This is a genomic window from Rhodopseudomonas sp. P1, from assembly GCF_039642825.1.
In the GTDB taxonomy this organism is placed as follows: Bacteria; Pseudomonadota; Alphaproteobacteria; order Rhizobiales; family Xanthobacteraceae; genus Rhodopseudomonas; species Rhodopseudomonas palustris_H.
The window spans coordinates 3,185,063-3,197,243 of the sequence record NZ_CP088006.1; the positions used below are offsets into that span (position 1 = coordinate 3,185,063).

Annotated in this window: 10 protein-coding genes; all 10 read right to left on the reverse strand. The window is 65.3% G+C overall.

Annotated features, from left to right (window positions below; all coding sequences use genetic code 11):
- Window positions 1-2 precede the first annotated feature (2 nt).
- Genes LRC39_RS14795 through nuoG form a run of 10 tightly spaced genes read right to left on the reverse strand, consistent with a single transcriptional unit; the run spans window position 3 to window position 12,181 of the window.
- Window positions 3-1,673 (reverse strand): ribonuclease J, encoded by a 1,671-nt coding sequence (locus LRC39_RS14795; protein WP_346294790.1) that lies wholly within the window; start codon window positions 1,671-1,673, stop codon window positions 3-5.
- A complete protein-coding gene (locus tag LRC39_RS14800; protein ID WP_346294791.1) occupies window positions 1,673-2,479 on the reverse strand; it encodes a biotin--[acetyl-CoA-carboxylase] ligase in 807 nt (268 codons plus the stop codon). Before LRC39_RS14800 ends, LRC39_RS14795 begins: the two co-directional genes overlap by 1 nt.
- Window positions 2,480-3,919 carry an NADH-quinone oxidoreductase subunit NuoN gene (gene nuoN / locus LRC39_RS14805; protein WP_107344836.1) on the reverse strand — a complete coding sequence of 480 codons (1,440 nt, stop codon included), beginning with the start codon at window positions 3,917-3,919 and terminating at the stop codon, window positions 2,480-2,482.
- A gap of 19 nt (window positions 3,920-3,938) precedes the next feature.
- Entirely contained in the window at window positions 3,939-5,456 is a 1,518-nt protein-coding gene (locus tag LRC39_RS14810; RefSeq protein ID WP_164571091.1) for an NADH-quinone oxidoreductase subunit M, read from the reverse strand.
- On the reverse strand, window positions 5,457-7,559 hold the full coding sequence (nuoL, locus tag LRC39_RS14815; RefSeq protein WP_346294792.1) for an NADH-quinone oxidoreductase subunit L: 2,103 nt from the start codon (window positions 7,557-7,559) through the stop codon (window positions 5,457-5,459).
- Between the two features lie 59 nt (window positions 7,560-7,618).
- The gene (gene nuoK / locus LRC39_RS14820; RefSeq protein ID WP_107344838.1) at window positions 7,619-7,930 is read right to left on the reverse strand and encodes an NADH-quinone oxidoreductase subunit NuoK; all 312 of its coding nucleotides are present in this window, start codon (window positions 7,928-7,930) and stop codon (window positions 7,619-7,621) included.
- Entirely contained in the window at window positions 7,927-8,565 is a 639-nt protein-coding gene (locus tag LRC39_RS14825) for an NADH-quinone oxidoreductase subunit J (RefSeq protein WP_346294793.1), read from the reverse strand. Before LRC39_RS14825 ends, nuoK begins: the two co-directional genes overlap by 4 nt.
- 9 nt (window positions 8,566-8,574) lie before the next feature.
- Window positions 8,575-9,063, reverse strand: a complete 489-nt coding sequence (nuoI, locus tag LRC39_RS14830; protein WP_011158491.1) for an NADH-quinone oxidoreductase subunit NuoI — start codon at window positions 9,061-9,063, stop codon at window positions 8,575-8,577.
- A gap of 7 nt (window positions 9,064-9,070) precedes the next feature.
- Entirely contained in the window at window positions 9,071-10,096 is a 1,026-nt protein-coding gene (nuoH, locus tag LRC39_RS14835; protein WP_012496375.1) for an NADH-quinone oxidoreductase subunit NuoH, read from the reverse strand.
- Between the two features lie 9 nt (window positions 10,097-10,105).
- Window positions 10,106-12,181 (reverse strand): NADH-quinone oxidoreductase subunit NuoG, encoded by a 2,076-nt coding sequence (gene nuoG, locus LRC39_RS14840; protein ID WP_346294794.1) that lies wholly within the window; start codon window positions 12,179-12,181, stop codon window positions 10,106-10,108.

The window sequence follows — 12,181 nt, forward strand, 5'->3', positions numbered from 1 at the left end:
TCTCAAACCGTCAGCACGTGCACCGTGCACAAAGGTTTCTTGCCCCATTCCGCCTGAACGATCGAGCGGACCGTGCGTCGCACCGATTCCGCGACCGAGTCCGGATCGCGTCGCCGCGCGCGCGGCAGCCCCTCGACAGTGGCAACCACGGCATCGAATACGATGTCTTCGAGTGGTTCGCCCGCGGTGTTGTTCTCCGGCATGCCGACCAGATCGACCTCGGGATCGTCGGCAAGTTCGCCCGCCTCGGTCAACGCCAACGCCACGAAGGCACAGCCGGCGAACGCCATCTTGCGGCGCTCGACCACGGCGCGTGAAGTGTCCTGCTCGAGGATGGTGCCGTCTTTGTACAGCCGGCCCGACGGCAGTTGATCGATCACCGCCGGATCGCCCGGGCCGAGACGGATCAGGTCGCCGTTGCGGCAGGTCATCACCTTGGGCACGCCCATCTGCCGCGCCAGCTTGGCGTGTGCGTTCAGATGCAGCGCCTCGCCGTGCACCGGGATCAAGAGCTGCGGCCGCACCCAGGAGATCATCTCGCGCAGTTCGTCGCGGCGCGGATGGCCGGAGACGTGAACGAGGTGATCGCGATCGGTGATGACTTCGATGCCTTGCGTCACCAGCCCGTTGATGATGCTGCCGACCGCCTTCTCGTTGCCCGGAATCGTACGCGACGAGAAGATCACGCAGTCGCCCTTGTTGAGGGTGATTTCGGGATGGTCGTCTCTGGCGATCCGCGCCAGCGCAGCGCGCGGCTCGCCCTGGCTGCCGGTGCACAGCGCCAGCACCTTGTCGGGCGGAAAATGCCCGTAATATTCGGGCCCGCGGAAGCTCTGCACGCCTTCGAGATGCCCGGTCTCGCGTGCGACCTGCGCGACGCGGTCCATCGCGCGTCCAACCAGAACAACCTCGCGCCCCGCCGCCTTCGCCGCATCGGCGACGGCACGGATGCGACCGACATTGGATGCGAAGGTCGTCACCGCGACGCGGCCCTTCGCCGACTTGATCAGGCCGGCGAGCGAAACTGCAACTTCAGCTTCCGACGGCGAGCGGCCGTCGCGCACCGCGTTGGTGGAATCGCCGATCAGCGCCAGCACGCCTTCGTCGCCGAGCTGGCGCAGCCGCGCTTCGTCGGTCGGCGGGCCGACGACAGGCGTCGGATCGATCTTCCAGTCGCCGGTGTGCAGCACGGTGCCGACCGAGGTGCGGATCGCCAGCGCGTGGCTTTCCGGAATCGAATGCGCCACCGGGATGAACTCGACGCTGAACGGGCCGAGATCGATGGTGCCGCCCGACGGCACTTCGGTGATCGGAATCTTCAGCGTGGTGCGTTCGGCCGCCAGCTTGGCGGCGAACAGCGAGGCGCTGAATTTGGTGGCGTAGATCGGGCAGCCGAGCTTCGGCCACAGATCGATGATCGCGCCGAAATGATCCTCGTGCGCATGGGTCAGCACCAGGCCGACGAGGTTCTTCTTCTCTTTTTCCAGGAAGCGGATGTCCGGCATGATCAAATCAATGCCGGGCAGATGCTCCTCGTCGCCGAACGAAACGCCGAGGTCGACCGCCAGCCAGCTCCGCTGAGCGCGATTGCCGAGGCCGTAGATCGACAGGTTCATGCCGATCTCGCCGACGCCGCCGAGCGGCGCAAATGTAAACTCGTCCGGACGCGCCATCACGCCGCTCCCATTGATGCGACGCCTTTGAAATACACGTCACCGGCCGAAACCGGCACCCTTCTTCCGTCGGTGGTGCGCACGATCAGACAGCCGGTGTCGTCGATGCTGTCGAACACGCCTTCGAGCCCGCTGTCGCCGGACCGGATCGACACCGGTTCGCCGAGACCGGCGGCGCGCTCCAGCCAGCGCCGGCGAATCTCCGGAAAGCCGCGGCCGTCGTCCCAGATGCCGCGCAGCTCGGTCCAGGCGTCGGACAGCGCCGCGAACAAATCCTCCGCGCTCACCGGAATGCCGAGGTCGTGCAGCGAGACCGCCGGATACGGCGTATCAGTCGGCGCCGCGATGACGTTGGTGCCGATGCCGACCACCACAGCGAGGCGATCGCCGACGTTCTCGGCTTCGAGCAAAATGCCGGCGAGCTTCTTGCCGGATGCCAACACGTCGTTCGGCCATTTCAGCCGGAAACCAAAATCGATCCCTGAGCGCGCCCGCGCTTCCAGGCTGACCTGCTGCAGCGCGGCTTCGAGCGCGAGCCCGGCCGCGAAGCCGAGCGTCGCCGCGGTGCCGGGCGGCACTCGCATCACTTCGAGAACACTGCTGGCGAGATTGCCCCGCGGCGCGATCCAGGCGCGCTGGCGCCGGCCACGACCGGCGGTCTGCTCGGTGGTGACAAACCACATCGGGCCCGCCTCGCCTGCTCGCGCGCTGGTCAGCGCCTCGGCGTTGGTCGAGCCCGTGGAATCGAAAGCGGCGAGCCTATAGCCCGCCGCTGCCGCCTTTGATCCGAGATGCAGCGCTGTCATTTAGAACAGCGACTTGGCTGCCGCTGTTGCTGCGTTCACCAGCGGTGCCGGGTAGACGAAGAACAGCATATTGAACAGGCCGGCGACCATCAGGACGCCGCGCAGCTCCGGCCGCACCGGATCGACGCCCGGCGCCGGCTCGTCGAAGTACATCACCTTGACGATGGCGAGATAGTAGTAGGCACCCACCACGCTGGTGACGACGCCGACCACAGCCAGCACGAACATGCCGGCCTTGATCGCGGCCATGAACACGTAGAACTTGGCGAAGAACCCGGCGAGCGGCGGGATGCCGGCAAACGAGAACAGCAGCATCGCGAAGAAGAACGCCAGCGGAGGATTGGTCCGCGACAGGCCAGCGAAGTCGCTGATGTTCTCGACGTGCATGCCGTTGCGACGCATCGCCAGGATCACCGCGAACGCGCCCAGCGTCATCGCCACATAGATCGAGATGTAGACGATCACGCCCTGCGCGCCTTCGACCGTGCCGGCCGACAGACCGACCAGCGCGAAGCCGATATTGGCGATCGCCGAATACGCCATCAGGCGCTTGATGTTCTTCTGGCCGATCGCCGCGAACGAGCCGAGCGCCATCGAGGCGATCGCCACGAAGATCACGATCTGCTGCCACTGCGGCGCGATGCTCGGGAACGCCGTCAGCGTGACGCGGGTGAAGATCGCGATGCCCGCCACCTTCGGCGCCGAGGCGAAGAACGCAGTGACCGGAGTCGGCGCGCCTTCATAGACGTCCGGCGTCCACATGTGGAACGGCACAGCGGAGACCTTAAAGCACAGGCCGGCGAGCAGGAACACAAGGCCGAACACCAGGCCGACATTGCCGTCCTTGGCCGCAGCCGCAATGCCGGAGAACTGCACCGTGCCGGTGAATCCGTAGATCAGCGAGGCGCCGTACAGCAGCATGCCGGACGACAGCGCGCCGAGCACGAAGTACTTCATGCCGGCTTCGTTCGACTTGGCATCCTGACGGTTGCTGGCCGCGACCACGTAGAGCGCGAGGCTCATCAGCTCGAGGCCGAGATACAGCATGATCAGGTCGCCGGCCGAGATCAGCAGCAGCATGCCGGCGGACGAGAGCAGCACCAGAATGGCGTATTCGAACATCCGCCGCGTCGGATGGGTCAGCACTTCGAGCGACAGGATCAGCGTCACCGCCGAACCGATCAGCGCCAGCACCTTCAGGAAGCGGGCGAAGTCGTCGACGATGAAGCTGCCGCCGAAGGTGACCAGCTTGCCGGCCGGCAGCGCGAACAGCTCCAGCGCGCCGGTGGCGACCAGCAGCAGGATCGCCAGCACCGTGACGGTGCCGGTGGCCTTCGGCCCGCGATACGCGCCGAGCATCAGGAGCAGCATCGCCCCCACCACCAGAACCAGTTCCGGCAGGATCGGAAGCAGCGGGTAACCGGCTGTTTCAAAGTTCATCTGGATCAGTCCTTGCCGGTCACGGCAGCGCCGCTGCCTTCACGGCAGTCACGGCGGCGGCGTAGTTGTTGACGAGTTGCTGAACGGAGGCGGCCGACATGTCGAGCACCGGCTTCGGATAGAAGCCGAACAGGATCGTCAGAACCACCAGCGGCGCCATCATCAGACCTTCGCGCCAGGTCAAATCCTTGATGCTGGCGAGCGCCGGCTTGGTCATCGCTCCGAACACCACCTTGCGATACAGCCACAGCGCGTAGCCGGCCGACAGGATCACGCCGGTGGTCGCCAGCGTCGCGGTCGGGATGTTGACGCGGAAGGTGCCGAGCAGCGTCAGGAATTCACCGATGAAGCCGGAGGTGCCGGGCAGACCGACATTGGCCATCGTGAACACCATGAACACCAGCGCGTACAGCGGCATCCGGTTGACCAGGCCTCCATAGGCGGCGATCTCGCGGGTGTGCATCCGGTCGTAGACGACGCCGACGCAGAGGAACAGCGCGCCCGACACGATGCCGTGGCTGATCATCTGGAACACCGCGCCGGCGACGCCCTGGGTGGTGCCGGAGAAGATGCCCATAGTGACGAAGCCCATATGCGCCACTGAGGAGTACGCAATCAGCTTCTTGATGTCCTCCTGCATCAGCGCGACCAGCGAGGTGTAGATGATCGCGATCACCGACAGGGTGTAGATCAGCGGCGCGAAATACACCGAGGCGTCGGGGAACATCGGCAGCGAGAACCGCAGGAAGCCGTAGCCGCCCATCTTCAGCAGGATCGCGGCCAGCACGACCGAACCCGCGGTCGGCGCTTCGACGTGAGCGTCCGGCAGCCAGGTGTGCACCGGCCACATCGGCATCTTCACCGCGAATGAAGCGAAGAACGCCAGCCACGCCCAGGTCTGCAGACCGCTCGGGACCGAGGTGCGCATCAGGGTCGGAATGTCGGTGGTGCCGGCGTTCCAGTACAGCGCCATGATCGCCAGCAGCATCAGCACCGAGCCGAGCAGCGTGTACAGGAAGAACTTGAACGACGCGTACACCCGGCGCGGACCGCCCCAGATGCCGATGATCAGGAACATCGGGATCAGGCCGCCTTCGAAGAACAGATAGAACAGCACCAGATCCAGCGCCGAGAAGGTGCCGATCATCAGCGTTTCGAGGATCAGGAACGCGATCATGTATTCGCGCACCCGCACCGTCACCGAGCGCCAGCTCGCGATGATGCAGAACGGCATGATTGCGGTGGTCAGGATCACCAGCGGCAGCGAAATGCCGTCGACACCCATGTGGTAGGTGATGGTGTTGCCGAGCCAAGGTGCCTTTTCGACGAACTGGAAGCCCGGGTTGGCGGGATCGAAGTGCCACACCAGCAGCAGCGACACCGCGAAGGTGATCAGCGTGGTCCACAGCGAGATCCAGCGGGCGTTACGCCGCGCCGCCTCGTCCTCGCCGCGGGCCAGATAGACCAGTGCCGCACCGAGCACCGGCAGGAACGTAACGACCGACAGCACCGGCCAGGTCATGATCGAAGCCGACATTTACCGGCCCCCCAAGCCGAGGATGAACCAGGTGATCAGACCGGCCACGCCGATCAGCATCGCGAATGCGTAGTGGTAGAGGTAGCCGGTCTGCATCCGGACCACCCCGCGGGTGACGTCGAGCACCCGGGCAGAGATGCCGTCGGGGCCGAAGCCGTCGATCAGCATGCCATCGCCCTTCTTCCAGAGCTGGCGGCCGATCCACTTCGCCGGACGCACGAAGATGATCTCGTACAACTCGTCGAAGTACCACTTGTTGAGCAGGAACTGGTAGAGCAGCCGATGCTGGCTGGCGAGCTCCATCGGGATATCCGGGCGCCGGATGTAGAAGAACCAGGACACCAGGAAGCCCACCACCATCATCACCGTCGGCAGCAACGCGATCCAGGCCGGGATGTGGTGCATCTCTTCGATGATGTGCGGGTGCATCTTCAGCGACGAGCGGAAGAACTCCTCGATGCCGTGGCCGGCGAACAGCTCCTTGAACGGATAGCCGGCCGCCAGCGCGCCGAAGGCGAGCACGAACAGCGGGATCGTCATCACCAGCGGGCTCTCATGCGCCGCCTCGTAATGCTTCCGATCGTGCGGCTCGCCGTGGAAGGTCTTGAACACCAGGCGCCACGAATAGAACGAGGTCAGCAGCGCTGCCACCACGGTCATCAGGAAGCCGTAGAACGCCAGCGGGTTCTTCGAGACGAACGCCGCCTCGATGATCGCGTCCTTCGAGAAGTAGCCTGCGGTCAGCGGGAAGCCGGTCAGCGCCAGGGTGCCGATCAGCATCACGCCGTAGGTGAACGGGATGCGGTCCTTCAGGCCACCCATGTTGCGGATGTCCTGCTCGTGATGCATCGCGTGGATCACCGAGCCTGCACCCAAGAACAGCAGCGCCTTGAAGAAAGCGTGCGTGAACAGGTGGAACATGCCGACCGAGTAAGCGCCCGCCCCCATCGCCACGAACATGTAGCCGAGCTGCGAACAGGTCGAATACGCCACGATCCGCTTGATGTCGTTCTGGACCAGACCAATCGTCGCCGCGAAGAACGCGGTGGTGGCACCAAAGAACATCACCACGGCCTGGGCATTCGGCGCGAGTTCGAACAGCGGCGACATCCGCGCCACCATGAACACGCCGGCGGTGACCATGGTCGCGGCGTGGATCAGCGCCGACACCGGGGTCGGGCCTTCCATCGCGTCCGGCAGCCAGGTGTGCAGCAGGAACTGCGCCGACTTGCCCATCGCGCCCATGAACAGCATCAGGCAGGCCAGCGTCAGCGCGTCGGCGTGCCAGCCGAAGAAGTTGATGGTCTTGCCGGTCAGACCCGGGGCCGCCGAGAAGATGGTGTCGAAATCGGTCGAGCCGACCAGCACGAACACCGTGAAGATGCCGAGCAGGAAGCCGAAGTCGCCGACGCGGTTGACCACGAAGGCCTTGATGGCGGCGGCGTTGGCCGACGGCTTCTGGTACCAGAACCCGATCAGCAGGTAGCTCGCCAGACCGACGCCTTCCCAGCCGAAGAACAGCTGCAGCAGGTTGTCGGCGGTCACCAGCATCAGCATCGCGAAGGTGAACAGCGACAGATAGCCGAAGAACCGCGGCCGATGCGGATCCTCGTGCATGTAGCCGATCGAATACAGGTGAACGAGCGACGACACCGTCGTCACCACCACCAGCATCACGGCCGTGAGGGTGTCGACGCGCAGCGCCCAGGCGACCTGCAGCTCGCCGGAATTGATCCACGGCAACAACGCCACGCGTGAATCGTGGTGCATGAAGCCGACTTCGACCAGCGTCACCCAGGACAGCGCGCAGGAAATCAGCAGCAGCGTCGTTGTGACGATCTCGGCGAGACGCGAGCCGGCGGCGGCCGGTTCAACCGGACCGTGAGCGTGATCGTCGTGCGCGTGGTCGTCGTGACCATGCGCGGCATGCGCATGAGCGTCATGGCCGTGCGCCGCGTGGCCATGGGCGTCGTGGCCATGGCCGTGATCATCGTGATGCTCGACGGTGTCGCCGCTCGGGTTGCGGGCGTGGGCGCCCACCAGCGCAATGACGGCCGCGATCAGCGCGCCGACAAGCGGCAGGAATACGATAGCCTGGATCATGCGCGCGCCTTCAGCCCCCCGGACATGCCGTCAATCCGCAAACGATTGCCGATCATGCCCTAGCCCTTCATCAAGTTGATATCTTGCACCGCGATGGTGCCGCGGTTGCGGAAGAACACCACCAGCACCGCAAGGCCGATCGCGGCCTCCGCGGCTGCGACGGTGAGCACCAGCAGCGCGTAAACCTGGCCGACGATGTCGTTCAGGTAGATCGAGAACGCCACCAGATTGATGTTGACGGCGAGCAGCATCAGCTCGATCGACATCAGGATGATGATGACGTTCTTGCGGTTCAGGAAGATGCCGAGCGTGCCGAGCGTGAACAGCACCGCGGCGACCGACAGGAAATGGCCGAGACCGATCTCGTTCATCGCACCCACTCCGGAGCATCGTTGTCGGACAGGCCCTGCCCCGGCTTGACGTGGCGGATCGCCATCGCCGTCTCCTTGGAGCGGGCGTTCTGCGCGGCGATATCCTGCCGCTTGACCTTCTTCTTGTGGCGCAGCGTCAGCACGATCGCGCCGACCATCGCCACCAGCAGCACCATGCCCGACACCTGGAAGTAGTGGATGTAGCGGGTATAGAGCACGAGGCCGAGCGCCTCGGTGTTGGAGACGCCGGTAGGGATCGGCGACGTCACCGCCTTGGTGACAGTCGGGCTGATCACCCAGCCGCCGGCCAGCAGCAACAGCTCGGCCAGGAAGATGAAGCCGATCAACAGGCCGAACGGCAGATATTCGAGGAAGCCCTCGCGAAGCTGGCTGTAGTCGACATCCAGCATCATGATCACGAACAGGAACAGCACCGCGACGGCGCCGACATAGACCACGATCAGGATCATCGCCAGGAATTCGGCCCCCATCAGCACGAACATGCCGGCGGCGTTGACGAAAACCAGGATCAGGAACAGCGCGGAGTGCACCGGGTTGCGGGCGACCACGACCATCACCGCGGCAGCGATCGCCACCCCGGCGTAGAGATAGAAGAACAGGACGGGCATCGACATGGCGTCAGCTCACCGGTACGGCGCGTCGAGGGAGATGGCCTTGGCGATTTCGCGTTCCCAGCGGTCGCCGTTGGCCAGCAGGCGGGCCTTGTCGTAGTACAATTCTTCGCGGGTCTCGGTGGCGAACTCGAAGTTCGGTCCCTCGACGATCGCGTCGACCGGGCACGCCTCCTGGCAGAACCCGCAATAGATGCACTTCACCATGTCGATGTCGTAGCGCACCGTGCGGCGGGTGCCGTCGTTGCGGCGCGGGCCGGCCTCGATGGTGATCGCCTGCGCGGGGCACACCGCCTCGCACAGCTTGCAGGCGATGCAGCGTTCCTCGCCGTTGGGATAACGGCGCAGCGCGTGCTCGCCGCGGAACCGCGGAGAGATCGGGTTCTTCTCGAAAGGATAATTGATCGTCGGCTTCGGTTTGAAGAAGTAACGCATGGCGAGGAAAAACGCCGATACGAACTCGGTCAGAAGCAGCGAACGGGCGGTAGCGGTGACGTTCATCGAAGCCTCATTTCGGTGCCAGGCCGGCGAACTGCAGGACCGACGCCACGATCACCACCATCGCCAGCGACAGCGGCAGGAACACCTTCCAGCCCAGCCGCATCAACTGGTCGTAGCGGTAGCGCGGCACGATCGCCTTCGCCATCGCGAACAGGAAGAACATGAACAGCAGCTTCAGCGAGAACCAGACGATGCCCGGCACCCAGGTGAAGGGCGCGTAAGGCACCGGCGGCAACCATCCGCCGAGGAACAGGATCGTGCCCATCGCGCACATCGTGACGATCGCCACGTACTCGCCGAGCATGAACAGCAGATACGGGGTCGACGAGTATTCGACCATGAAGCCGGCGACCAGTTCCGACTCCGCTTCGACGAGGTCGAACGGCGGGCGGTTGGTTTCGGCCAGCGCCGAGACGTAGAACACCACGAACATCGGGAACAGCGGCAGCCAGTACCAGCCGAGCATGCCCCACTTGCCGTCCTGGGCCTCGACGATCGCGGTCAGGTTCAGCGAGCCGACGCACAGCAGCACGCAGATCACCACGAAGCCGATCGAGACTTCGTACGACACCATCTGCGCCGCCGAACGCAGCGCGGCGAGGAACGGGTACTTCGAGTTCGACGACCAGCCCGCCATGATGATGCCGTACACCGACAGTGACGACACCGCGAGGATGTAGAGCACGCCGACGTTGATGTCGGCGATCACCCAGCCGGCATTCACCGGGATCACCGCCCAGGCCGCGAGCGCCAGCACGCAGGTCACCAGCGGCGCCAGCAGGAACAGGCCCTTGTTGGCGCCGTCCGGAATGGTCGGCTCCTTGAGAACGAACTTCAGCAAGTCGGCGAACGACTGCAGCAGACCCCACGGTCCGACCACGTTCGGGCCGCGGCGGATCTGCACCGCCGCCCAGATCTTGCGGTCGGCGAGCAGGATGTAGGCGATCGCGATCAGGAGGATGACCAACAGCAGCACGCTCTGCCCGATCACCACGAGCAGCGGCCACAGGTTGGTCGCGAAGAATTCAGCCATGGGTCCCGCCTACTCCGCCGCCGTCAGCAATTGCCCCGACGCAAGGCGGGAACATTCCGCCATCACCGCGGACGCCCGCGCGATCGGGTTGGTCATGTAGAAATCGGCGATCACCGGCTTGAACGGCGTCTTTTCGACGCTGCCGCCGGCGGCCGCCAGCTTGCGCAGATCGGCCGGATCGCCGGCCTCGATTTGATCGACCCGCATCAGATGCGGCACCTCGGCGAACAGCGCCTTGCGCAGCGCCGCCAGCGAGTCGTAGGGCAGCTTGGCGCCGACCGCTTCGGACAGCGCCCGAAGGATCGCCCAGTCTTCGCGCGCGTCGCCCGGCGGGAACGAAGCCCGATTGGCGATCTGCACGCGGCCTTCGGTGTTGACGTAGATGCCGGACTTCTCGGTATAAGCGGCGCCCGGCAGGATCACGTCGGCGCGGTGTGCGCCGCGATCGCCATGGGTGCCGATGTAAACCACGAACGCGCCGTCCGGCACCTTGACCTCGTCGGCGCCCAGCGAAAACAGCACGTCGACGCCGCCGGCCGTCGCCATCTCCGCCGCGCCCAGCCCGCCCGCTCCCGGCACGAAGCCGATGTCGAGCGCGCCGACGCTGGAGGCTGCCGGATGCAGCACCGCAAAGCCGTTCCAGCCATCGTCGAGCGCGCCGACGTCGGCGGCGAGCTTGGCCGCCAGCGACAGGATCGCCGCGCCGTCGCGACGCGCGGTCGCCGCCGCACCGACCAGGATGATCGGACGCTTGGCGTTCTTCAGCGTCTCGGCGAAGGCGTGCTTGCCGGCGATCAGATCGTTCAGCGTGTCGGTGCCGGCGCCGAGATAGTTGTAGTGATAGGTCAGCTCGGCCTGGTCGCCGATCACACCGATCGGCATGCCGCTGGCCCGCCAGCGCTTCCGGATGCGGGCATTGAGGATTGCCGCTTCCTTGCGCGGATCGGAGCCGATGATCAGCACCGCATCGGCCTGCTCGATGCCGACGATGCCGGGATTGAAGATGTAGCTGGCGCGGCCGGCCTTCGGATCGAACGCCGCGACGTTCTGGGCCGCAACGTTGGTCGAGCCGAGCTTGGCGAGCAGCTGCTTCAGCGCAAACATCTCTTCGACCGCGGCGAGATCGCCGGCGATCGCGCCGATCTTCTTGGCCGAGGTGCCGTCGAGCTTGGCCTTGATCGCGGCGAACGCCTGCTGCCAGCTCGCCGGCTTTAGCTTGCCGCCCTCACGAACGTAAGGCCGGTCGAGCCGCTGCGTGCGCAGGCCGTCGACGACGTGGCGGGTCTTGTCGGAGATCCACTCCTCGTTGATCGCCTCGTTGACGCGCGGCAGGATGCGCATCACTTCGCGGCCGCGGGTATCGACGCGGATCGCCGAACCGACGCCGTCCATCACATCAACCGACTGGGTCTTGCCGAGCTCCCAGGGCCGCGCCGCAAAGGCATACGGCTTGGACGTCAGCGCGCCGACCGGGCAGATGTCGACGAGGTTGCCCTGCAGCTCCGAGGTCAGCGCCCGCTCGAGATAGGTGGTGATCTCCATATCCTCGCCGCGGCCGATCGCGCCCATCTCCGGCACGCCGCAGATTTCCGCCGCAAAGCGCACGCAGCGGGTGCACTGGATGCAGCGGGTCATCGAGGTCTTGACCAGCACGCCGAGATACTTGTCCTCGACCGCGCGCTTGTTCTCGGCGAACCGGCTCTGATCGACGCCGTAGCCCATCGCCTGGTCCTGCAGGTCGCACTCGCCGCCCTGATCGCAGATCGGGCAGTCGAGCGGATGGTTGATCAGCAGGAACTCCATCACGCCTTCGCGTGCCTTCTTGACCATCGGCGATTTGGTCGAGATCTCCGGCGGCTCGCCGTTCGGACCCGGGCGGCAGTCGCGCACGCCCCAAGCGCAGCTCGCCACCGGCTTCGGCGTGCCCTTCAGCTCGACCAGACACATCCGGCAGTTGCCGGCGATCGACAGCCGCTCGTGGTAACAGAACCGCGGAATTTCGGCGCCGGCCGACTCACAGGCCTGCAGCAGCGTGTACTCCGGCGGAACTTCGACTTCCTTGCCGTCGACGATGATCTTGATCAT